This is a genomic window from Mycobacterium sp., from assembly GCF_019247615.1.
GTDB lineage: Bacteria > Actinomycetota > Actinomycetes > Mycobacteriales > Mycobacteriaceae > Mycobacterium.
The window spans coordinates 1-23,188 of record NZ_JAFBAT010000084.1 but is presented as its reverse complement, the minus strand read 5'-3'; the positions used below and the strand labels follow the sequence as shown (position 1 = coordinate 23,188).

Annotated in this window: 21 protein-coding genes; 10 read left to right on the top strand and 11 right to left on the bottom strand. The window is 67.6% G+C overall.

Features of this window, described 5'->3' with window-relative positions; all coding sequences use genetic code 11:
* The 3 genes from JO059_RS06045 to ppc all read left to right on the top strand — a co-directional run.
* A partial coding sequence (locus tag JO059_RS06045) for an MFS transporter (RefSeq protein WP_293315197.1) occupies positions 1–797 on the top strand: 797 nt, incomplete at its 5' end.
* 59 nt (positions 798–856) lie between these two features.
* Positions 857–1,090: a preprotein translocase subunit SecG gene (secG, locus tag JO059_RS06040; RefSeq protein ID WP_293315196.1), complete on the top strand. Its 234-nt coding sequence runs from the start codon at positions 857–859 to the stop codon at positions 1,088–1,090.
* A 45-nt stretch (positions 1,091–1,135) separates the two neighbouring features.
* Complete coding sequence (gene ppc / locus JO059_RS06035) at positions 1,136–3,943, top strand: phosphoenolpyruvate carboxylase (protein WP_293315195.1); 2,808 nt, start codon at positions 1,136–1,138, stop codon at positions 3,941–3,943.
* 45 nt (positions 3,944–3,988) lie between these two features.
* Here ppc and JO059_RS06030 read toward each other — a convergent pair whose 3' ends face one another.
* Genes JO059_RS06030 through tkt form a run of 6 tightly spaced genes read right to left on the bottom strand, consistent with a single transcriptional unit; the run spans position 3,989 to position 10,864 of the window.
* Positions 3,989–4,387, bottom strand: coding sequence for an ATPase (locus JO059_RS06030; RefSeq protein WP_293315194.1), 399 nt, complete (start codon positions 4,385–4,387; stop codon positions 3,989–3,991).
* A gap of 16 nt (positions 4,388–4,403) precedes the next feature.
* Entirely contained in the window at positions 4,404–5,147 is a 744-nt protein-coding gene (pgl, locus tag JO059_RS06025; protein WP_293315193.1) for a 6-phosphogluconolactonase, read from the bottom strand.
* On the bottom strand, positions 5,144–6,055 hold the full coding sequence (opcA, locus tag JO059_RS06020; protein WP_293315192.1) for a glucose-6-phosphate dehydrogenase assembly protein OpcA: 912 nt from the start codon (positions 6,053–6,055) through the stop codon (positions 5,144–5,146). Before opcA ends, pgl begins: the two co-directional genes overlap by 4 nt.
* Before the next feature lie 7 nt (positions 6,056–6,062).
* Entirely contained in the window at positions 6,063–7,607 is a 1,545-nt protein-coding gene (zwf, locus tag JO059_RS06015; protein WP_293315199.1) for a glucose-6-phosphate dehydrogenase, read from the bottom strand.
* A 17-nt stretch (positions 7,608–7,624) separates the two neighbouring features.
* Complete coding sequence (gene tal, locus JO059_RS06010) at positions 7,625–8,746, bottom strand: transaldolase (protein ID WP_293315191.1); 1,122 nt, start codon at positions 8,744–8,746, stop codon at positions 7,625–7,627.
* A 15-nt stretch (positions 8,747–8,761) separates the two neighbouring features.
* Positions 8,762–10,864, bottom strand: a complete 2,103-nt coding sequence (tkt, locus tag JO059_RS06005; protein WP_293315190.1) for a transketolase — start codon at positions 10,862–10,864, stop codon at positions 8,762–8,764.
* A gap of 251 nt (positions 10,865–11,115) precedes the next feature.
* Here tkt and JO059_RS06000 point away from each other — a divergent pair, with 251 nt between their 5' ends.
* Complete coding sequence (locus JO059_RS06000; RefSeq protein WP_293315189.1) at positions 11,116–12,060, top strand: heme o synthase; 945 nt, start codon at positions 11,116–11,118, stop codon at positions 12,058–12,060.
* 31 nt (positions 12,061–12,091) lie between these two features.
* On the opposite strand, the gene JO059_RS05995 is transcribed toward JO059_RS06000, so the two are convergent.
* Entirely contained in the window at positions 12,092–13,066 is a 975-nt protein-coding gene (locus JO059_RS05995; RefSeq protein ID WP_293315188.1) for a quinone oxidoreductase, read from the bottom strand.
* A 19-nt stretch (positions 13,067–13,085) separates the two neighbouring features.
* On the opposite strand from JO059_RS05995, the gene JO059_RS05990 reads away from it, so the two are divergent.
* Positions 13,086–13,757, top strand: coding sequence for a hypothetical protein (locus JO059_RS05990; protein ID WP_293315187.1), 672 nt, complete (start codon positions 13,086–13,088; stop codon positions 13,755–13,757).
* Here the strand turns inward: JO059_RS05990 and JO059_RS05985 are convergent.
* The 4 genes from JO059_RS05985 to mptB form a co-directional block, all read right to left on the bottom strand.
* Positions 13,707–14,636 (bottom strand): heme A synthase, encoded by a 930-nt coding sequence (locus JO059_RS05985; RefSeq protein ID WP_293315198.1) that lies wholly within the window; start codon positions 14,634–14,636, stop codon positions 13,707–13,709. The two genes, JO059_RS05990 and JO059_RS05985, sit on opposite strands and share 51 nt — an antisense overlap.
* Positions 14,637–14,721: 85 nt before the next feature.
* A complete protein-coding gene (locus JO059_RS05980; RefSeq protein ID WP_293315186.1) occupies positions 14,722–15,507 on the bottom strand; it encodes an ABC transporter permease in 786 nt (261 codons plus the stop codon).
* Complete coding sequence (locus JO059_RS05975) at positions 15,504–16,454, bottom strand: ABC transporter ATP-binding protein (RefSeq protein WP_293315185.1); 951 nt, start codon at positions 16,452–16,454, stop codon at positions 15,504–15,506. The genes JO059_RS05980 and JO059_RS05975 overlap by 4 nt, the downstream gene beginning before the upstream one ends.
* On the bottom strand, positions 16,451–18,160 hold the full coding sequence (gene mptB / locus JO059_RS05970; protein WP_293315184.1) for a polyprenol phosphomannose-dependent alpha 1,6 mannosyltransferase MptB: 1,710 nt from the start codon (positions 18,158–18,160) through the stop codon (positions 16,451–16,453). The genes JO059_RS05975 and mptB overlap by 4 nt, the downstream gene beginning before the upstream one ends.
* 80 nt (positions 18,161–18,240) lie before the next feature.
* Between mptB and JO059_RS05965 the strand changes: the two genes are divergently transcribed.
* The 5 genes from JO059_RS05965 to JO059_RS05945 all read left to right on the top strand — a co-directional run.
* Entirely contained in the window at positions 18,241–19,041 is an 801-nt protein-coding gene (locus tag JO059_RS05965) for a metalloregulator ArsR/SmtB family transcription factor (RefSeq protein ID WP_293315183.1), read from the top strand.
* Positions 19,038–20,489 (top strand): Fe-S cluster assembly protein SufB, encoded by a 1,452-nt coding sequence (gene sufB / locus JO059_RS05960; protein WP_293315182.1) that lies wholly within the window; start codon positions 19,038–19,040, stop codon positions 20,487–20,489. The genes JO059_RS05965 and sufB overlap by 4 nt, the downstream gene beginning before the upstream one ends.
* On the top strand, positions 20,482–21,669 hold the full coding sequence (sufD, locus tag JO059_RS05955; protein ID WP_293315181.1) for a Fe-S cluster assembly protein SufD: 1,188 nt from the start codon (positions 20,482–20,484) through the stop codon (positions 21,667–21,669). Before sufB ends, sufD begins: the two co-directional genes overlap by 8 nt.
* On the top strand, positions 21,666–22,445 hold the full coding sequence (sufC, locus tag JO059_RS05950; RefSeq protein WP_293315180.1) for a Fe-S cluster assembly ATPase SufC: 780 nt from the start codon (positions 21,666–21,668) through the stop codon (positions 22,443–22,445). Before sufD ends, sufC begins: the two co-directional genes overlap by 4 nt.
* Before the next feature lie 11 nt (positions 22,446–22,456).
* Positions 22,457–23,188, top strand: a 732-nt coding sequence (locus JO059_RS05945; RefSeq protein ID WP_293315179.1) for an aminotransferase class V-fold PLP-dependent enzyme, incomplete at its 3' end; no start/stop codon positions are given.

Here is a 23,188-nt window from a genome sequence, read left to right as displayed (position 1 = left end):
TGTCGGCGGGCCTGGTCGCCTTGCTGACACCGCTGATCCAAGGTCAGCAAGAAGGCTGGCCGCTGTGGACTCAGGCGTCGATGGCCGCGTCCGTCGCGCTGCTCGTGCTGTTTGCGCGCTGGGAACGCCACGTCGACGCCAGCGGTGGAAACGCGCTGGTGCCGCCGCGATTGTTCGCTCGCGCCTCATTCACCGGCGGCGTGCTACTGGCAATGGTCTATTTCGCGGCATTCACCAGCATCTTCTTCACCATTGCGCTGCTGTGGCAGGCGGGGCTGGGCCACACGGCGCTGGAATCCGGCCTGGTGATCACGCCGTTCGCGATCGGGTTGATCGCCGGAGCGTCCCAAAGTGACGCGTTGGCCGCGCGCTTCGGCCGCAGCGTGCTGGTAGTAGGTGTGGGCCTGGTCGCCGTCGGTATCACCGCGGCCTGGTTCGTGCTCGCGAGGACGCCGTCGGCCGACTACAGCGGCTGGCAACTGGCCGCACCGCTGCTGATCGCGGGTCTCGGCAGCGGCCTGTTCATCGCGCCCAACGTCGACTTCATCGTCGCCACCGTCGACCGGCAGGACGCGGGCGCGGCCAGCGGCGTGATCGGCACCGCGCAACGCGTCGGCAGCGCCATCGGAATCGGCATCGTCAGCACCATTCTCTTCGGCAGCCTGCGGTTCTCGCCCGGTCCCCACGCGGCGGCCCGGGCGTTTGGTCATAGCGCCACCCTGGCCATGGCCGCCAGCGCCGGCCTCAGCATCGCGGCCTTCGCGCTCGTCTTCGCGTTGCCCAAACGGGCCGGATGAGGCCAATCAGGTGGGCGCCGGTGAGGGGGCGATCGACCTCGCCCGGTAAGCTGCAGGTCATGCAACTGGCCCTGCAGATCACCCTGGTCGTCACCAGCATCCTGGTGGTATTGCTGGTGCTCCTGCACCGCGCCAAGGGCGGCGGCCTGTCGACGCTGTTCGGTGGCGGGGTGCAGTCCAGCCTGTCCGGGTCGACGGTGGTCGAAAAGAATTTGGACCGGCTAACCCTGTTCATCACCGGCATTTGGCTGGTGTGCATCATCGGGATGGGCCTGCTCATCAAGTACCGCTGACCGGTCGGCGGGCGGTCTGCGCCATCCGCCTCGATACTGGGACGCATGGCTGAGGGTTCCGACACCACGCTCGAACCGATCGGTGCCGTCCGGCGCACCCGGGTTGGCCGCGAGGCGACCGAGCCGATGCGCGCCGACATCAGGCTGCTCGGGACGATCCTGGGCGACACCGTGCGCGAGCAGAACGGTGACGAGGTGTTCGAGCTCGTCGAACGAGCCCGCGTGGAGGCGTTCAGGGTGCGGCGCTCCGAGATCGACCGCTCCGAGATGGCGCGGATGTTCTTTCGCATCGACATCCACCTAGCCCTCCCGGTGATAAGGGCATTCAGCCACTTCGCGCTGCTGGCCAACGTGGCAGAAGACATCCACCGCGAACGCCGGCGCGCCATTCACGTCGCGGCCGGCGAGCCGCCGCAGGACAGCAGCCTGGCCGCCACCTACGCGAAGCTTGATCTGGCGCAGCTAGATTCAGCCACAGTCGCGGAGGCGCTGAAGGCCGCCCTGGTGTCCCCGGTGATCACTGCCCATCCCACCGAGACGCGTCGGCGCACCGTATTCGTCACCCAGCACCGGATCACCGAACTGATGCGGCTGCACGCAGCCGGACATGAAAAGACCGAAGACGGTCGCGACATCGAACTCGAACTGCGTCGGCAGGTCCTCACGCTGTGGCAGACGGCGCTGATCCGGCTGTTCCGGCTGCAGATCACCGACGAGATCGACGTCGGGCTGCGGTATTACCAGGCCGCCTTGTTCACGGTGATACCGCAGGTCAATGCCGAGGTTCGCGAGGCCCTGCGGGCCCGCTGGCCCGCCGCCGATCTGCTTGCGACGCCCATACTGCAACCCGGTTCCTGGATCGGCGGTGACCGCGACGGAAATCCGAACGTCACCGCCGATGTCGTGCGACGCGCCACCGGCAGCGCCGCATTCACCGCGATCGCACACTACCTGGCCGAGTTGACCGACCTCGAGCAGGAGCTGTCAATGTCGGCGCGGCTGATCACCGTCACGCCGGAATTGACCACACTTGCCGAGCGCTGCGAGGACGAGGCCCGCGCCGACGAGCCCTACCGGCGGGCCTTGCGGGTGGTCCGCGGCCGGCTCACCGCCGCGGCCGCCGAAATCCTCGACCGGCAACCCCAGCACGAGCTCAATCTCGGCCTGCCGCCGTATTCCGCACCGACCGAATTGCGTGCCGACCTGGACGCCATCGACGCCTCGCTGCGCACGCACGGGGCCACCCTGCTGGCCGACGATCGGCTGTCCCGCCTGCGAGAGAGCGTGCACACCTTCGGGTTTCACCTCTCGGGTCTCGACATGCGGCAAAATTCCGATGTTCATGAGGAGGTGGTCGGCGAGCTGCTGGCCTGGGCGGGGGTGCATCCGGACTACGGCTCGTTGCCCGAAGAGAAGCGGGTGGAGCTGCTTGCCGACGAACTCGGCACCCGCCGTCCGCTGGTCGGTGACCGGGCGCAGCTGTCCGACCTGACCCGCAAAGAGCTGGACGTCGTCGCGGCGGCCGCCCGGGCCGTCGGGCTCTACGGTCCGGCGGCTGTGCCCAACTACGTCATCTCGATGTGCCGCTCGGTATCCGACGTTCTGGAGGCCGCCATCCTCTTGAAAGAGGCGGGCCTGCTGGATGCCTCCGGACCCCAACCGTACTGCCCCGTGGGCATCTCACCGCTGTTCGAGACCATCGACGACCTGCGCAACGGGGCGTCGACCCTACAGGCGATGCTGGAGCTGCCGATCTATCGGGCGCTGGTCGCGGCGCGTGGAGAGTCGCAGGAAGTGATGCTCGGCTACTCCGACTCCAACAAGGATGGCGGGTATCTGGCCTCCAGTTGGGCGGTCTACCGGGCGGAGCTTGACCTCGTCGAAGTTGCCCGCAAATCCGGGATTCGGTTGCGGCTCTTCCACGGTCGCGGCGGCACCGTCGGCCGCGGGGGCGGGCCCAGCTACCAAGCCATTCTCGCCCAACCGCCGGGGGCGGTGAACGGCACACTGCGGCTGACCGAGCAAGGCGAAGTCATCGCCGCCAAATACGCCGAACCCGAACCGGCCCGTCGTAATCTGGAGAGCCTGCTGGCGGCCACCTTGGAGTCGACGCTGCTCGATGTCGAGGGCCTGGGCGACGCCGCCGAACCGGCTTACGCGGTGCTCGACGAGGTGGCCACCCTCGCACACCGCGCGTATTCCGAATTGGTGCATGACACACCGGGTTTCGTGGAGTACTTCATGGCGTCCACGCCGGTCAGCGAGATCGGGTCGCTCAACATCGGCAGCCGACCGACGTCCCGCAAGCCCACCGAATCGATCTCGGACCTGCGCGCCATCCCCTGGGTGCTTGCCTGGAGCCAGTCGCGGGTGATGCTCCCGGGCTGGTACGGCACCGGGTCGGCGTTCGAGCAGTGGATCAAGGCCGGCCCGGACAGCGAGTCTGAGCGGGTGCGAACACTGCACGAGCTTTATCAGCGGTGGCCGTTCTTCCGCAGCATGCTGTCGAACATGGCCCAGGTGCTCGCCAAGAGCGATTTGGGGCTGGCGGCGCGTTACGCCGAGCTGGTGGCCGACGAAGCTTTGCGACGCAGGGTGTTTGACATGATCGTCGACGAGCACGAGCGCACCATCGCCATGCACAGGCTCATCACCGGCCACGACGACCTGCTCGCCGACAACCCGGCGCTGGCGCGTTCGGTGTTCAATCGCTTTCCGTATCTGGAGCCGCTGAACCACCTGCAGGTCGAGTTGCTGCGCCGCTACCGCTCGGGCGATGACGACCCGTTGGTGCAGCGCGGCATCCTGCTCACCATGAACGGATTGGCCAGTGCGCTTCGAAACAGCGGATAGCGGCGGATGGCGCCGGGCCGGGAGCGGGTTCTGGCTACTGGCCCCTTACTGGCCGGACCGGTTACGCAGCCGGTCCAGCACGCCACGCACCGCGTGCTCCGTCACCGACAGCGGTGACATCATCGTCTCGCCGACCTTCACCATGTCGTCGATGCGCGCGACGATCGCTTCGACCGGCTCCACCAGCACGATCAGCCGTTTGGCGAGGTCGTCGAGGCTGGCCAGGGTTCCGTCGAGGTGATCGAGGCCGGTCTCCATGCGTTCGACCGTGGCGTTGAGGCGCGTCAGCGAGCTGTTCAGCTCCTTCATGGTGCTGCTCAGGCCGTCGAGGACGTCTTCGACCTGCTCCACTGTCTTATCGGCGTTCAATGCGGCCTGCGTCAGGGTCTTGATCCGGCTCCGCTCGGGCCCGCTGCGCACGCTTCTGTCTGCCATGACGGTCATTATGAACTCGTCACGGTCAGCGAGGAAGCTTGGCGGCGGCCTCCTCGTCGAGCAGCCACAGCGTCCGCTCCTGGCCGACGGCGCCGGCCGCCGGTACCGATACCGGTGCCGCGCCACCGATGGCGGCGGCCGCGGCGTCGGCCTTGGCCGCCCCCGACACCATCAGCCACACCTCGCGGGAACGCTGAATTGCGGGCAGCGTCAAGGTGATTCGCCGTGGCGGCGGTTTGGGGGAGTCCTCGACCGCAACCACCATGCGGGTGGTCTCACGCACCGCCGGGGTATCGGGGAACAGGGAGTTGATGTGGCCCTCCGGGCCCATCCCCAGCAGGTGGACATCGAAGTTGGGGACGGGCTGGCCTCCGTCGGCGTTGGCCGCGAGCAACTGTTCGTAGGCGAGCGCAGCGGCGGCGACATCGTCGCCGAATTCACCGTCGCCGGCCGGCATCGCGTGCACGTTGCTGGACGGGATGTCGACATGATCCAGCAACGCCTCCCGCGCCTGCTTGTCGTTGCGCTCGTCGTCGTCCTCGGGAACGTAGCGCTCGTCGCCCCAGAACAGCTGCACCCCCGACCAGTCGACGTGCTCACGCCGGGTGGCGAGGTACCGCAACACTCCGATGCCATTGCCGCCGCCGGTCAGCACGATCAGCGCCCGCCCGCGAGCCGCCACGGCGGCCGAAATGGTGTCGATCAGTCGCTGGCCCGCCGCCTCGGCCACCGCCTCGCCGTTGGGAAAAACCTCCACCGCAGCGCTCATACGTACTGCACCTTCTTCATCCCCTCCAGCGCCGTCAAATAGATCTCGTCGGCATCCAGCCGGCGCAGGTCCTCGGAGAGGCATTCACCGGTTTCCCTGCGCGCCAACGGAACCAGCGCATCGGGCCGGGCCGTGCGGCTCAGCGTGGCCGTCCTGCCATCCTGCGGCCGGCTCAACACGATGGTCTCGCTGTTGCGCGTGAGTTCGACCTTGAGGTCGCCGACGGCCCGGCGCACCGGCCCGTCGATCCGGCTGGCCAACCAGCCCGCCATGATGTCGAGGGCCGGTTCGGACTTGAGACCGGAAACCAGCGCGGACTCGATCGGTTCATGCGGCGGCTGGTCGACCGCGGAGGTCAGCAGCGCGCGCCAGTAGGTGATGCGAGACCAGCACAGGTCGGTATCACCCGCGGTGTAGCCGGGCAGTCGGCTCTGGATCGCCGACAACGGATCGGTGCCGTTGGTGGCGTCGGTGATCCGCCGGATCGCCAGCTTGCCCAACGGGTCCTCGGCGGGTTTTTCCGGGGCGACGTCAGGCCACCACGCCACCACCGGGATGTCGGGTAGCAGGAACGGGATGACAACGCTGGCGGCGTGGCCGGCAAGCGGCCCGGACAGCTTGAGGATCACCACCTCGCTGGCGCCGGTGTCGCCGCCGGTGCGCAACTGCGCGTCCAGGCGCGGTTCGTCGGCGTACGGGTCGCCCCGCATGGTGACGATGATCCGGCTGGGGTGTTCGTGGCTGGCGTCATTGGCGGCCTTCAGCGATTCCTCGAGCACGCCTTCACTGTCCGGCGCGACGAGCAGCGTCAACACCCGCCCCATCGTGACGGCGCCGGCCTGCTCGCGCAGCTCGCTGAGTTTCTTGTTGACGGCCGTGGTGGTGGTGTCGGGCAGGTCGACGATCATCGGCGGATCACGGCCGCCGCCATTCCCGGCCGGTGCGCCGCAGCATCTCGAACGCCGATTCCGGGCCCCAGCTCCCGGCTTCATAGGGGTCGGGTTTGCCGTGTGCAACCCAGTTGTCGAGCACGGGATCGAGGATCTCCCAAGCCAATTCGACCTCCTCGTTAACCGGAAAGAGGGAAGGCTCGCCGAGCAGCACGTCGAGGATGAGCTGCTCGTAGGCCTCGGGCGATTCCTCGGCGAACGCCGATCCGTACGAGAAGTCCATATTGACGTCGCGGACCTCCATGGCGGTGCCCGGCACCTTGGAGCCGAACCGCAGGGTGGTTCCCTCGTCGGGCTGTATCCGGATGACCATGGCGTTGGCGCCCAGCTCGTCGGTCATGGTCGCGTCGAAGGGCAGGTGCGGCGCGCGTTTGAAGACGAGCGCGATTTCGGTCACCCGACGGCCCAGGCGTTTACCGGTTCTCAGGTAGAACGGCACACCCGCCCAGCGGCGGGTGTCCACCTCGAGCGTGATGGCGGCGAACGTCTCGGTGGTGGAGTCCTTGGCGAACCCCTCTTCGTCGAGCAGCCCGACGACCTTCTCCCCGCCCTGCCAGCCGCCGGTGTATTGACCGCGGCTGGTGGTCTCGTCGAGCGGTTCGGCGAGTTGAGTCGCCGAGAGCACCTTGATCTTCTCGGTTTGCAGCGCAGCAGGATTGAAACTGACGGGCTCCTCCATCGCGGTCAGCGCCAGCAATTGCATGAGGTGGTTCTGGATGACGTCGCGGGCCGCGCCGATGCCGTCGTAGTAACCGGCCCGCCCGCCGAGCCCGATGTCCTCGGCCATGGTGATCTGCACGTGATCGACGTAATGCGAGTTCCAGATCGGGTCGAACAACTGGTTGGCGAACCGCAGCGCGAGGATGTTGCGCACGGTCTCCTTCCCGAGGTAGTGGTCGATGCGGAACACCGCCTCCTCGGGGAACACGGCGTTGACCGCCTTGTTCAAGGCCTGCGCGCTCTGCAGGTCGTGCCCGAAGGGCTTCTCGATGACGACCCGGCTCCACCTGTCACCCTGCGGCCGCGCCAAACCGGAGTTGTGCAACTGTTCGCACACCACCGGGAACGACTTGGGCGGGATCGCCAGGTAGAACGCATGGTTGCCGGCGGTGCCGCGCTCGGCGTCCAACTTCTCCAGCGTCTCGGCGAGGCGGCCGAACGCCGCGTCGTCATCGAAAGCTCCTGGGACGAAACGGAATCCCTCGGCCAGACGCTCCCAGTTCTCCTCTCGAAACGGGGTGCGGCAGTGGTCCTTGACGGCCTGATAGACCACCTTGCGGAAATCCTGGGTTTCCCAGTCCCGGCGGGCAAAGCCCACCAGCGAGAAGGTGGGCGGCAGCAACCCGCGATTGGCCAGGTCGTAAATGGCCGGCATCACCTTCTTGCGGGCCAGGTCGCCGGTGACCCCGAAGATCACCATGCCGCATGGTCCGGCGATCCGGGGCAACCGCTTATCCCTTTTGTCCCGCAACGGATTTCGCCAGTGCGTGGCGCCCCCGCGGGTACCCATCTTCGGGTTCGCCGGGGTCATTTGCCCTTATCGTCCAGTTGCTTCTGTGTCTCTTCCAGCAGCTCGGACCAGGACTCGACGAACTTCTCCACGCCCTCTTTCTCCAGCGCGACGAAGACGTCGGTCAGGTCGACGCCGACTCCCTCCAGCTTGTCGAACAACTCTTGGGCTTCCGAGGCCCGGCCCGTGACCGTGTCGCCCTTGATCTCGCCGTGGTCGGCGACCGCGTCGATGGTCTTCTCCGGCATGGTGTTCACCGTGTTCGGCGCGACCAGCTCGGTCACGTAGAGGGTGTCGGAGTAGTCGGGGTTCTTGACGCCCGTCGACGCCCACAGCGGGCGCTGCACCCGGGCGCCGTCCGACTTCAGCGCTGCGTAGCGGTCGCCGCCCTCGAAGACCTCCTGGTAGGCGGCGTAGGCCAGCCGGGCGTTGGCGACACCGGCCTTGCCGCGCAGCGTGAGCGCCTCCTCGGATCCGATCTTCTCCAGCCGCTTGTCGACCTCGGTGTCCACGCGGGACACGAAAAACGATGCGACCGAATGGATCTTGGACAGGTCGTGCCCGGCCTCGCGCGCCTTCTCCAGCCCGGCCAGATAGGCATCCATCACCGCGCGGTGCCGTTCCACGGAGAAGATCAGCGTCACGTTGACGGAGATCCCTTCCGCCAGAACGGAGGTGATGGCCGGAATGCCGGCCTCGGTCGCCGGAATCTTGATGAACAGGTTGGGCCGGTCGACGATCTTCCACAGCTCGACGGCCTGTGCGGTGGTTTGGCCGGTGTCGTCGGCCATCCGCGGGTCCACCTCGATCGAGACCCGGCCGTCGACGCCGTCGGTGCCCTCCCACTGCGGCCGCAGGACATCGCACGCGTTGCGGACGTCATCGGTGGTGACGGTGCGGATCGTGGCGTCGACGTCGGCCCCGCGCTCGGCCAGCTCGGCGATCTGATCGTTGTACGTGTCGCTGTCGGCGAGCGCCTTCTGGAAGATCGACGGGTTGGTGGTCACCCCCACAACACTTTTCGTGTCGATCAGCTCCTGCAGGTTGCCCGACCGCAGCCGCTCGCGCGACAAGTCGTCCAGCCAAACGGATACTCCCGCGGCGCTCAACGCCGCGAGGTTAGGGTTCTGACTGGCCATGTGAATCACCCTTTCTCAGTTGTCCACTACCTGTTCCGCGGCGGCAGCGACTGCTTCGGCGGTAAAGCCGAACTCACGGAACAACGTCTTGTAATCGGCGGATTCGCCGTAGTGCTCGATCGAGACGATCCTGCCGGTGTCACCGACCAACTTGTGCCAGGACTGCGCCACGCCGGCCTCGACGGCCACGCGGGCCGACACCGATGGCGGCAACACGCTGTCGCGGTACTCCTCGGGCTGGGACTCGAACCACTCCACGCACGGCATCGACACCACCCGCGCGACAATGTTCTTGTCCGCCAACAACTTCTGCGCTTCGACCGCGAGCTGGACCTCGGAGCCAGTACCGATCAGCACGACGTCGGGCTCCACATCTTCCCCGCCGCCAGCGTCTTTGCCCAGGATGTAGCCGCCCTTCGCAACCCCCTCGAGGCTGGTGCCCTCGAGGGTCGGCACGTTCTGGCGGGTCAGGATCAGGCCTACGGGGCCGCTGCCGTTGCCGCGGGACAGGACGGTCCGCCAGGCGTAGGCCGTCTCGTTGGCATCGGCCGGGCGCACGACCGACAGGTTCGGGATGGCCCGCAGGGCCGCGAGGTGCTCGATGGGCTGGTGGGTCGGGCCGTCCTCGCCGAGCCCGATCGAGTCGTGGGTCCACACATAGATGGTGTCGATGTCCATCAGCGATGCCAGCCGCACCGCGGGCCGCATGTAGTCCGAGAACTGCAGGAACGTGCCCCCGTAGGCCCGGGTCGGGCCGTGCAGCACGATGCCGGACAGGATGGCGCCCATCGCGTGTTCGCGAACACCGAAATGCAGGGTGCGCCCATACCAGTGCGCCGTGTAGTCCTTCGTCGAAATCGACGGCGGCCCAAACGAATCCGCGCCCTTGATGGTGGTGTTATTGCTCCCCGCCAGGTCGGCCGAGCCGCCCCACAACTCCGGCAGCTTCGGCCCGACCGCGTCGAGTACCGCGTTGGACGCCTTGCGGGTCGCGATCGGATCGGAGCCCGGTTCCCAGTGCGGCAGGTCGGCGTCCCAGCCTTCGGGAAGTTCTTCCGCTGTCAATCGGTCCAGCAGCGCCTTGCGCTCGGGTTCACGCTCCGCCCACGCGTCGAAGTCCTGCTGCCACTTCTCGTGGGCTTCCTTGCCCCGCTCGACCAGCTTGCGGGTGTGCGCGATGACCTCGTCGCGCACCTCGAAGTTCTTCTCCGGGTCGAAGCCCAGAATATTCTTGACCTCGGCGACCTCCTCGTCGCCCAGCGCCGCGCCGTGCGCCTTCCCGGTGTTCATCAGGTTGGGGGCCGGGTAGCCGATGATGGTGCGCAGCGAGATGAACGACGGCCGATCGGTGGCGGCCTTCGCATTCGCGATGGCCTCCTCGATCGCGACGACGTTCTCGCCGCCTTCCACCTCTTGCACGTGCCAGCCGTAGGCCCGATAGCGGGCGGCGGTGTCCTCGCAGAGCGCGATGTTGGTGTCGTCCTCGATCGAGATCTGGTTGTGGTCGTAGAAGACGATGAGGTTGCCCAGTTGTTGCACGGCCGCCAGCGATGACGCTTCGGACGTCACGCCCTCCTCGATGTCGCCGTCGGAGGCGATGACGTAGATGTGGTGGTCGAATGGGCTGGTCCCCGGTTCGGCATCGGGGTCGAACAGGCCGCGCTCGTAGCGCGACGCCATCGCCATGCCGACCGCCGAGGCCAAGCCCTGCCCGAGCGGGCCGGTGGTGATCTCTACGCCCGTGGTATGCCGGAACTCCGGGTGTCCGGGCGTTTTGGATCCCCAGGTGCGCAGGGACTCGATGTCGGACAGTTCCAGGCCGAACCCGCCGAGGTAGAGCTGGATGTACAGCGTCAGACTGCTGTGCCCCGCCGACAGCACGAACCGGTCGCGGCCCAGCCAGAAGGCGTCGCTCGGGTCGTGGCGCATCGCGCGCTGAAAGAGGGTGTAGGCCAGCGGCGCCAGGCTCATCGCCGTCCCGGGGTGGCCGTTGCCGACCTTCTGAACCGCGTCGGCGGCCAGCACCCGGATGGTGTCGACCGCGGCCGAGTCGATTTCGGTCCAGTCGTCGGGGAGGTGTGGTTGGGTCAGCGTGGAGATCTCTTCGAGTGTGGTCACAGACGCACTCCTTGGTCATCGAGCTGATCAACCCCACCCTAGTGCGGTAGGGGCGGCGTTTGCAGCGGGGGATTTTCGGGTATGCGCGATGGCCGCCGAAACATGACGCGCCGGCGTCTCAGGCCTTGCGAACCGTCCCGCATTGGGCAAATTCCGCGTGAATGGACCCTTGGGGCCCGTCCCGGTCGACACTCGGTCTACCATCTTGCGTAGTAGATGCCGTGCGCCGCTGCGACCCGAGGAGTTATTGCGTGAGCGTTCGCGGGCGCGTCGCGCCGAGCCGAGTACCGGAAAGCGGCCCGGTGAGGAGCCGGGCAGTTGGCACCGCCTTGGCATACCTGGCGCTGACCAAGCCGCGGGTCATCGAACTGCTGCTCGTCACCGCGATACCCGCGATGCTGCTGGCACACCGTGGCGCCGTGAATCCCCTGCTGATCCTCGACACGCTGATCGGCGGGATGCTGGCCGCCGGCGGAGCCAACACGCTGAACTGCGTGGCCGATGCCGACATCGACAAGATGATGAAGCGGACCGCGCGCCGGCCGCTGGCACGAGAGGCGGTGCCGACGCGAAACGCCCTGGTGCTCGGGCTGGTGCTCACGGTGGGCTCGTTCTTCTGGCTCTGGTGGACGACGAACCTGCTTTCGGGGGTGTTGGCCATCGCGACCATCGCGTTCTACGTGTTCATTTACACGCTGTTGCTCAAACGCCGCACGTCGCAGAACGTCGTGTGGGGAGGTGCCGCCGGCTGCATGCCGGTGATGATCGGGTGGTCGGCGGTCACCGGCACCATCGGCTGGCCGGCGCTGGTGATGTTCGCGATCATCTTTTTCTGGACGCCCCCGCACACCTGGGCATTGGCGATGCGCTACAAGGACGACTACCGAGCGGCCGGCGTCCCGATGCTGCCCGCGGTGGCCACCGAACGCCAGGTCACCAAGCAGATCCTGATCTACACGTGGTTGACCGTGCTGGCGACGCTGGCGCTTTGCCTGGCCGCCGGCTGGCTGTACGCGGCGGTCGCCGCGGTGGCCGGCGCATGGTTCCTGGCGATGGCCCACCAGCTGTACGCGGGCGTCCGCGCCGGCGAGCCCGTTAAACCGCTGCGACTGTTCCTGCAGTCGAACAACTACTTGGCGGTGGTGTTCTGCGCGCTGGCGGTCGACTCCGTCATCGCGCTGCCGACCGTGCTGTGAGAACTGCCTTCTGTGCGCGTCTGCGCTGCCATCAAGGCAGCAGCACGATCGAGCCGGTCGTCTTGCGACCCTGCAGGTCCTCGTGGGCGCGGGCCGCGTCGGTCAGCGGATAGCGTCCGCCCACTTCCACGGTGATGGCACCGCCGGCGATCGCGTTGAACAATTCGGTTGCGCGCCAAGTGAATTCCTCGCCATTTCGGATGAAGTGCGCCAACGACGGCCGGGTCAGGTACACGGAGCCCGCGGCGTTGAGGCGCTGCGGGTCGAACGGCTGGACCGGACCGCTGGCGGCGCCGAACAGCGCCAGCGTCCCGCGGACGGCGAGGCTGGCCAGGCTGGCGTCGAAGGTGGTTGCACCGACGCCGTCATACACCGCCGCCACGCCGGTGCCTCCGGTCAGCTCGCGGATCCGCTGGCCGAACTCGGCCGCATCGCCGGGGTAGTCGAGCACCTCGGACGCCCCGGCATCTCTGGACAGTCGCGCCTTCTCCGGGGTCGAGACCGTCGTGATCACCCGGACCCCGAGGGAGCTGGCCCACTGCGTCAGCAGCAGCCCGACGCCGCCGGCGCCGGCATGTACCAGCACCGTGTCGCCGCTCTTCACCGGATACACCGACTTCAGCAGATAGTGTGCGGTGAGTCCCTTCAGCATCACCGAGGCCGCCGCCTCGGATGTCACGCCGTCGGGCACCTTCGCCGTCAAAGCCGCTGGTGCAGTTGCCAATTCGGCGTAGGCGCCGGACGCTGCGGCGGTGCCCACCCGATCGCCCTCCCGGAACCCGTCGACTCCTTCGCCGGTGGCGGCGACCGTGCCGCAGGTCTCTGTGCCGAGGATGAAGGGCAACTCCCGCGGGTACGCACCGGAGCGGAAATAGGTGTCGATGAAGTTGACGCCGATGGCCTCGGCCTTGATCAGAACCTCGCCGGGACCGGGCGAGGGTTGCGGGACGTCGACATACCGCAGGACTTCGGGGCCGCCGGTTTCACTGACTTCGATTGCATGCATGTGGCTATCATGCCCGGGCATGAAGCTAGCCCGGCCGGATGTTTTTCATCCGCGCATCGTGCTGGCGGGTTGGGCTCGGCAAGCCGCCGGTGACGGCGACGATGCCGGGCTCGTGCCCGCGCTGCGACATCGGGGGCTGCACGCCCGCTGGTTGGCCTGGGACGACCGGGAAACCCGCGACGCGGATCTGGTGATACTGCGGGCGACTCGCGACTGCGCCGACCGGGTCGACGAGTTTCTGGCCTGGACGACCGCGGTCGCCAATCTGCTGAACCCGCCCCAAGCCGTCGCCTGGAATCTGCGCGAGCGATATCTGCGCGATCTCGAACGTGCGGGCGTGCCGACGGCCGCGGCCGGTGGCGAGACGGCCCTGATCTTCCTCCAAGGCCGGGGATCCCACGCGTTTACTCGCGCGAAGCCGGTTGAGCCGGAGTTCGAGGTCTGGGATCTGGGCTACGCCGCACTCGCGTCGGCCGCCGAACACGTCGGCATCGGCGCCGACGGGCTGCTGTACGCGCGGGTCGACGTGAATGGGAACCGGGTGGTACGGCTCGACCTCGTCTCGCCGTCGCTGGGCTGGCGGCTGTTGGACGAGGAGACCCGGGAACAGGCTCAGCGTCGCTTTGTGCTCGGCGTGGAATCAGCGTGCGAGCGGCTGGGCCTCGGTCCGCTCGCGCAGGGAGGCCCATAGCGCCGCGGTGGCCGCCGTGCACGCCGCCGCGCCCGCCACGTGGACGGCGACCAGGGCGGGGGGCACCCCCGTGAAGTATTGGGCGGTGCCGACGGCGGCTTGGGCGCACACCAGGGTGACCAGCACGCCGAGGCGAAGGAGCACGGGCCGCGCCGCGCGCACCGCCAGCAGCCCGAAGCCGAGACCCACCAGCAGCGCCAGGTAGGAGACCAGCAGCGTCGAGTGCGCGTGCACCAGCGTGGTGATCTCCACCTTCAGTCGGGGCACGGTCCGGCTGGGGCTTCGATCGCCGGCGTGTGGGCCGGCGGCGGTCACCAGCGTGCCGGTGACCAGGACGGCGGCCAGGTTGACCGCCGTCAGCGCCGTCAGCGCCCGCAGCGGCCCGGGCACCCTGGTCCGGCAAACGCCGTTATCGGGCTCGCCGACCTTGACGTACAGCAGCACCGACAGCCACACCATCGTCATCGACGTGAGCAGGTGCACGGCCACCGTCCACCACAGCAGCCCAGTGCGCACGGTGACCCCGCCGATCACCGCCTGCACCACCGTCGATACCGGCATCAGCCACGCATAAACCAAGACCTCGCTGCGCCGGCGCGCGCGGGTGACGGCCAGTACCGCCAGCGCCGCCGCGATCACCACCGCGATGCTGACCATTCGATTGCCGAACTCGACGGCCTGGTGCACGCGCGGCACCTCGGCGTGCGCGACCGGCGTGAAGCTGCCCGGGAAGCACTGCGGCCAGGTGGGGCACCCCAGCCCCGATGCGGTGACGCGGACGATCGCGCCGGTCACGGCGATGCCGCCCTGGGTGAGGACGACGAGCGCAGCGATGACCCGCTGGACACGCAGGCTGGGGCGGGGAAGCAGATCCACCAACCGCAGCAGCGTTCGTCCGACGGGCACCGCCCGATGGTAAGCCAATGAAAACTACGCCCTGTAGTACGGCCGGCGAAGCCGCCCGTCAGGTGAAGCGGAACCAGCGCAGCGCGGCCAGCGCCGCCACCACACCCCAGGCCGCGAGAACGACGATGCCGAACCAGTCCACCGACAGGGTCATCGCCCGCGCGAGCGCCTCGGTGAGTGCACCGGACGGCGTGAGCCGGGCCGCCCACTTGACTCCCGTCGGGATCATCTTCATCTCCAGGGTCAGAGCGCCCAGCCCGGCGAACACGAACCACATGAGGTTCGCGACGGCGAGCACGATCTCGGCCCGCAGGGTCCCGCCGAGCAACAGCCCCAGGGCGGCGAATGCCGCCGTGCCCAGGGCGATGACGGCGGCGCCCAGCGCCAGGGCCGCCGCGGCCGGTCGCCAGCCGAGCGCAAAGCCGATGGCACCCAGGACCACCGCCTGTAAGAACACCACGGCAGTCACCGCCAGGGACTTCCCGGCAACGATGCCCCAGACCGGCAGCGGCGTGGCTCCCAGCCGTTTGAGGGCGCCGTAGCGACGGTCGAATGCCACCGCGATCGACTGACCGGTGAACGCGGTGGAGATCACCGCGAGGGCCATGATGACCGGAACGAAAGTGCCCGCGCGGTTTTGGCCGAACGAGCCGAACGGCAGCAGCGTGAGGCCGACGAGCAGCGTGATCGGGATGAACATGGTGAGCAGCAGTTGCTCGCCGTTGCGCAGCAACAGTTTCAGCTCGAGGCCGAATTGTGCGGCGAGCATGCGCGGCACGGCGTTGGGCCGCGGGTCGGGGGCGAAGGTCCCCGGGGGAAAGAGCGGCCCGTTCGCTTCGGTCACTGTCGCAGCCTCCTGCCGGTGAGCTCGAGGAAGACGTCCTCGAGGCTGCGTTGCTCGACGCGCATGTCGGTGGCCAGCACGTCGATCTGCGCGCACCAGGCCGTCACGGTCGCCAGCACCTGGGGGTCGACGGGGCCCTCCACCAGGTACTCGCCCGCGGTCACCTCGGTGGCCTGGTAGTCCTCCGGCAGGGCGGCGGCCAACAGAGACAGGTCGAGTCGCGGGGGCGCGGTGAACCGCAGCTGGTCTTTGGCGCCGGTCCGCATCAACTCCGCCGGCGTCCCCGCGGCCACCGTGACCCCATGGTCGATGATGACCAGCCGGTCGGCGAGCTCCTCGGCCTCCTTGAGTTGGTGGGTGGTCAGCACCACCGTCACGCCGTCGCGGCGCAACGCGTCGATCAGCTCCCAGACAAGCAGACGGGCATGGGCGTCCAGGCCCGCCGTCGGCTCGTCGAGAAAGACCAGTTCGGGACGGCCGACGAGCGCACACGCCAGCGCCAGCCGTTGCTGCTGTCCGCCCGAGAGCCTCCGATAGGTGGTACGGGCGGCGTCAGTGAGGCCCAACGTGTCGAGGAGCCAGGCCGGGTCAAGCGGGTCGGCGGCGTAGGCGGCCACGAGGTTGAGCATTTCCCCGGCGCGTGCCGCGGGGTAGCCGCCCCCGCCCTGCAACATCACCCCGATGCGGGCGCGCAGCCGCGCGTTGTCGGTGATCGGGTCGAGGCCCAGTACCTCTATCGTGCCGGCGTCCGGGCGCACGAAGCCCTCGCACATCTCAACCGTCGTTGTCTTGCCGGCGCCGTTGGGACCCAGCAGCGCCAGCACCTCGGCAGCCTGAACGTCCAGATCGAGATCGGAGACGGCGGTGTTGGCACCGTAACGTTTGCTCACCCCGCTCAGCCGTACCACTGTCTCGGGCACTTTCTGGGTGTCCGGGGCCGATCTCACGTGGAATCAGCGTAGGCGTCGGGCGCCACGGCCGGCCGTGGGACCGGTGGATCGGCCGTGGCCGGCAGCGTGATCACCGTCTGGCCGTTCGTTTCCGGACCCTTTGCCGGGAATGGCCGCCACGGCAGGCGTTTGTATGTCAAGGCGATGAGCACCAGCACGATAGCCGCGCTCGCAACGGTGGCGTCCACGATTTGAAAGAGGGCGAATCGGTCACCGTTGGCCGTCGGCCCGAAAATGCCGACGATCAGGGTGATGACGATCGCCGCCACGCGGAAGCCGGTGCGCGTCGCCCACGCGGCCAGCGGGATGATCGCCCACAGCAGATACCAGGGTTGCACGACAGGAAACAGCAGCACGGTGACGCCCAGCGCGACGCCGAGGCCGCCGATCGGATGTAACCGGCCGCGGAAAACGGCCACCAGCAGCCAGGCCACCATCACCATGATGATCAGCACGCCGATGGCACGGGTCAGCCCCAACACCGCCGTGGTGTGATCGCCCAGGCCCAAGAGGATTCCGACCTGTCCCGTGCCGAGCGCCAGCAGGGTGGGCGGGGACATCCAGCTGCGCACCACATTGGCGGTGCCCAGGGTGTAGATCCAGCCGAAACCGAGCCCGCTGGCCCAGCCCACCAGGGCCATGACCGCCAGCGACAATGCCGCCATGCCGCCGGCGGCCAGCGCAAGCGCGCGCAGGTTGCCGCCGCAGCGGTAGGCCAGCGCCATCGTGACGAATCCCAGCGCCAGCAGCGACGGCAGCTTGACCTGCGATGACAGCGTGATCAGAACGGCGCCGAAGACCAGCATGCCCAGCGGTTCCCAGTCGCGGCCCAGCCGCCAGGAGGTCGGCATCAGGCGGGATCCCTTGATGCCGGAGACACCCCGCAGGGCGAATTCGGCACCGGCGAGCATCAGTCCGAGCATCAGCGCCTCGTTGTGGACTCCGGCGACCAGGTGCATCAGCAGCAGCGGATTGGCGGCGCCCAGCCACAGAGCGCTGACCTCGGCGACGCCGCAGCGCCGTGCCAGCCGCGGCGTCGCCCACACGATCAGGCCCACGCCGATCAGCACCACGACGCGGTGACACAGCACGGCGGCGACAATGTTGTCCCCCGTCAGGGCGGAGATTCCGCGCCCGATCCACAAGAACAACGGGCCGTAGGGCGCCGGCGTCTCCCGCCACAGCGTGGGGACGGACAGCGTGAAGATATGGGACAGGCCGAGCCCGGAGGCCGGACCGACCCGGTAGGGGTCGAGTCCTTCCAGGGAGATCTGGCTCTGGGCGAGGTAGGAGTAGACGTCCTTGCTGTACATCGGGGGCGCCGGCAGCAGCGGCAGCATCCACAACATCAGGGTGCGGTCCAGGTCCCCGCGCGACATCCGCCTGTTGCCCAGGGCGAACCGGCCCAGCATCAACCACGCGAGGGCCATCATGACGGCCCCGGTGGTCGTCATCGTCAATGACACCGTCTGGATCCGCGACGGCAGATTCAGCAGTCGGACGCCGAAGGTGGGGTCCTGGACGACGGGGCGGGCGCCGGCGCCGAGGGCGCCGATAGCCATCAGGACCGTGCCGGTGGCGCCGAAAAGGCGGGTGCGCTGCAGCGCGGTGAGCTCGGTATCGTTCAGCGGCGAGCCAACGGTCGGCTCGTCGCCGTGCAGGCTGGCGATCGACGAGCTGAGCGTATGGTGGCGGGCTGCCATCAGAGCAGCGTAGCCGCCTCTCGGAGATCCGCGTGGCAGCGGCGACGGTGTGACCAGCGCGACGAGCGCAGAGGGCACCCTTGCTAGACCGATCCCCGGAATTGCGTCACACTGGTGTTGTGAAAATCCAGACCAACCCCGATGGCACCGCTGCGGCTGCCTTCGGCGCGGCGCTGCCTGATGGTCACACCCGTCGGGCCATTGTGCGCCTGCTGCTGGAATCCGGATCCATCACGGTCAGTGAGATCGGGGACAGGCTGGGGCTGGCGGCAGCCGGTGTGCGCCGCCATCTCGACGCGCTGATCGAGGCGGGCGACGCTGAGTCGGTGTCTGCCGCGTCCTGGCAGCAGGTGGGCCGCGGTCGGCCGGCGAAGCGCTTCCGGCTGACCGCCGCCGGTCGGGCCAAACTCGACCACGCCTATGACGATCTGGCGGCGGCCGCCATGCGGCAGCTGCGGGAAATCGGCGGCGAGGACGCCGTCCGGACGTTTGCGCGGCGGCGCATCGACGCGATCTTGGCCGACGTGGCGGCGCCCGAGAGCGCCGACGACGCCGATGTCGAGGCGGCCGCCGCGCGGGTCGCCGAGGCGCTGACCAAGGCCGGCTACGTCGCCACGACGACGCGGGTCGGTGGGCCGATTCACGGCGTGCAGATCTGCCAGCACCACTGCCCGGTGTCCCATGTCGCCGAGGAGTTCCCCGAGTTGTGTGAAGCCGAGCAGCAGGCCATGGCGGAGGTGCTCGGGACCCACGTGCAGCGGTTGGCGACCATCGTCAACGGCAACTGCGCCTGCACCACCCACGTACCTCTCACCGTGCCCATACCGACGGCGCCCAGCCCGCGCCGCCGCACCACGAACCCCGAAGGAGCGTCGCTATGACCCTAGAGGCCGACAAGGCCACTGGAATCCCAGCCCAGCCGCTGACCCAGGCGGAGGCGATCGCCTCCCTGAGCCGCTACGGCTACGGCTGGGTGGACTCCGATACCGCGGGCGCCAGCGCCCAGCGCGGGCTGTCGGAGGCGGTGGTGCGCGACATCTCCGCGAAGAAGAACGAGCCGGAGTGGATGCTGCAGACTCGCCTCAAGGCGCTGCGCATCTTCGAGCGCAAGCCGATGCCCACGTGGGGTTCGAACCTCGAGGGCATCGACTTCGAAAACATCAAATACTTCGTGCGTTCGACAGAAAAGCAGGCCGCGACTTGGGATGATTTGCCAGAAGATATAAAAAATACTTATGACCGGCTCGGAATTCCAGAAGCAGAAAAGCAACGATTAGTTGCTGGGGTAGCCGCCCAATATGAGTCAGAGGTGGTGTATCACCAGATCAGAGAGGATTTAGAGGCTCAAGGAGTCATTTTTCTTGATACTGATACTGGTTTGCGGGAGCACCCAGAAGTATTTAGAGAATACTTTGGAACAGTAATTCCGGCTGGTGATAACAAGTTTTCTGCATTGAATACCGCGGTCTGGAGCGGCGGTTCCTTTATTTACGTCCCGCCCGGCGTGCATGTCGACATCCCGCTGCAGGCCTACTTCCGGATCAACACCGAGAACATGGGCCAGTTCGAGCGAACGCTGATCATCGTCGATGAGAACGCTTACGTTCACTACATAGAGGGATGTACTGCTCCCGTTTACAAGTCCGACTCGCTGCACTCTGCGGTGGTCGAAATCATCGTAAAGCCCGGTGGCCGTTGCCGTTACACCACGATCCAGAACTGGTCGGGCAATGTCTACAACCTGGTCACCAAGCGGGCCCGCGCGGAAGCCGGCGCCACCATGGAGTGGGTCGACGGCAATATCGGTTCAAAGGTGACGATGAAATACCCGGCGGTCTGGATGACCGGCGAGCACGCCAAGGGCGAGGTGCTCTCGATCGCGTTCGCGGGCGAGGACCAGCACCAGGACACCGGCGCCAAGATGCTGCACCTGGCGCCCAACACGTCGAGCAACATCGTGTCCAAGTCGGTGGCGCGCGGGGGCGGCCGCACCTCCTACCGCGGCCTGGTGCAGGTGAACAAGGGCGCGCACGGCTCGCGTTCCAGCGTCAAATGCGATGCGCTGCTGGTGGATACGGTCAGCCGCAGCGACACCTATCCATACGTCGACATCCGCGAGGACGACGTCACGATGGGCCACGAGGCCACCGTGTCGAAGGTCAGCGAGAACCAGCTGTTCTACCTGATGAGCCGCGGCCTGACCGAGGACGAGGCGATGGCGATGGTGGTGCGCGGCTTCATCGAGCCGATCGCCAAAGAGCTGCCGATGGAGTACGCCCTCGAGCTCAACCGGCTGATCGAGCTGCAGATGGAGGGCTCCGTTGGATGAGAGTCGGGTGACCGCCCTGGCCCTCAACAAGGGAGAGCTGTTCGCCTCCTTCGATGTCGACGCGTTCGAGGTGCCGCACGGCCGTGACGAGCTATGGCGGTTCACCCCGCTGCGGCGGCTGCGGGGGCTGCACGACGGCTCGGCGAAAGCGACCGGTAGGCCCCAGGTCACCGTCAGCGAGCAATCCGGCGTGCGCGTGCAGAGCGTGCGCCGCGGCGACGAGCGGCTCGGCCAGGGTGGCGCGCCCACCGATCGTGTTGCAGCCCAGGCGTTCTCGTCGTTCAACTCCGCGACCCTGATCACCATCGGGCGCGACACCCGGATCACCGAGCCGGTCAACGTCACGGTCACTGGGCCCGGCGAAGGCGCGACGGCCTACGGCCACCTGCAGATTCGGGTCGAGGAGCTGTCCGAGGCCGTCGTGGTCATCGACCACCGCGGCAGCGGAACCTACGCCGACAACGTCGAATTCGTCGTCGACGACGTCGCCCGCCTGACCGTGGTGTGGATCGCGGATTGGGCCGACGACGCGGTCCACGTCAGCGCCCACCACGCCAGGCTGGGCAAGGACGCCGTGTTGCGCCATGTCGCCGTCACGCTGGGCGGCGAAGTGGTGCGCATGTCGGCCACCGTGCGCTTCGAAAGGTCGGGCGGGGACGCGGAGCTGCTGGGCCTGTACTTCGCCGACGACGGCCAACACCTCGAGTCCCGGCTGTTGGTCGACCACGCCCGGCCCGACTGCCGGTCGAACGTGCTGTACAAGGGTGCGCTGCAGGGGGATCCGGACTCCCCGTTGCCCGACGCGCACACCGTGTGGGTGGGTGACGTGCTGATCCGCGCCGAGGCCACCGGCACCGACACGTTCGAGGCGAACCGCAACCTGGTCCTCACCGACGGGGCGCGGGCCGACTCGGTGCCCAACCTCGAGATCGAGACGGGCGAGATCGTTGGCGCCGGGCACGCCAGTGCCACCGGACGTTTCGACGACGAGCAACTGTTTTACCTGCGCTCCCGGGGCATTCCGGAAGAGCAGGCTCGCCGGCTGGTGATTCGCGGCTTCTTCGGCGAGATCATCGCCAAGATCGCGGTGCCCGAGGTACGCGAACGCCTGATCACCGCCATCGAACACGAACTGGCCATTACAGAATCAAAGGCAACGGAGAAAACAGCAGCCTCATGACCACACTGGAAATCAAAGACCTGCATGTCAGCGTCGACGACCCCAACGCCGCCGAGGGGGAGCGCGAGATCCCCATCCTCAAAGGGGTCGATCTGACCGTGAAATCCGGTGAGAAGCACGCCTTGATGGGCCCGAACGGTTCCGGCAAGTCGACGCTGTCCTACGCCATCGCCGGGCACCCGAAGTACCGGGTGACCTCGGGATCGATCACGCTCGACGGCGAGGACGTGCTGGCGATGAGCGTCGACGAGCGCGCGCGGGCGGGGATATTCCTGGCCATGCAGTACCCCGTAGAGGTGCCCGGCGTCTCGGTGTCGAACTTTCTGCGCTCGGCCGCGACCGCCATTCGCGGGGAGGCCCCGAAGCTGCGCCACTGGGTCAAAGAGGTCAAGGGGGCGATGGGCTCGCTCGACATCGACCCGGCGTTCGCCGAGCGCAGCGTCAACGAGGGTTTCTCCGGCGGGGAGAAGAAGCGTCACGAGATACTGCAGCTGGAGCTGCTCAAACCGAAGATCGCGATCCTCGACGAGACCGACTCCGGATTGGACGTCGACGCGTTGCGGGTGGTCAGCGACGGCGTGAACCGGTACGCCGATTCGGAGCACGGCGGCCTATTGCTGATCACCCACTACACCCGGATCCTGCGCTACATCCGTCCCGAGTTCGTGCACGTGTTCGTCGGTGGCCGTATCGCCGAATCCGGCGGCCCGGGGCTGGCCGACGAACTCGAGCAGAACGGGTATGTGCGCTTCACCCAAGCGCCCGAGAAGGTTTGACGGGGCCTGATATGACCGATGTGCTTGACATCGACGCGATCCGAGCCGACTTTCCCATCCTCAAGCGCGTGATGCGGGGCGGAAAACAGTTGGCGTACCTCGACTCCGGCGCCACGTCGCAGCGGCCGGTGCAGGTGCTCGATGCCGAGCGGGAATTCCTGCTGACCTCCAACGGCGGCGTGCACCGCGGGGCGCACCAGCTGATGGAGGAGGCCACCGACGCATACGAGCAGGGCCGTGCCGACATCGCCGCGTTCGTCGGCGCCGACGCTGAAGAGCTGGTGTTCACCAAGAACGCGACCGAGTCGCTCAACCTGGTGTCGTATGTGCTGGGGGACAACCGCTTCGAGCGGGCGCTGGGGCCCGGCGACGTGATCGTCACGACCGAGCTCGAGCATCACGCCAACCTGGTGCCGTGGCAGGAGCTCGCCATGCGCACCGGGGCGACGTTGCGCTGGTACGGCGTCACGGAAGACGGCCGCATCGACCTGGGCTCGCTAGAGCTCGACGAGCGGGTCAAAGTGGTTGCCTTCACGCATCATTCGAACGTCACCGGGGCGCTCGCGCCGGCAGATGAGCTGGTCGGCCACGCCCGGGCGGTGGGCGCCGTGACGGTGCTGGATGCCTGCCAGTCGGTGCCCCACCGGCCGGTCGACTTCCACGCGCTCGGCGTCGACTTTGCGGCGTTCTCCGGACATAAGATGTTGGGACCCAACGGAATCGGCGTACTCTACGGACGCCGC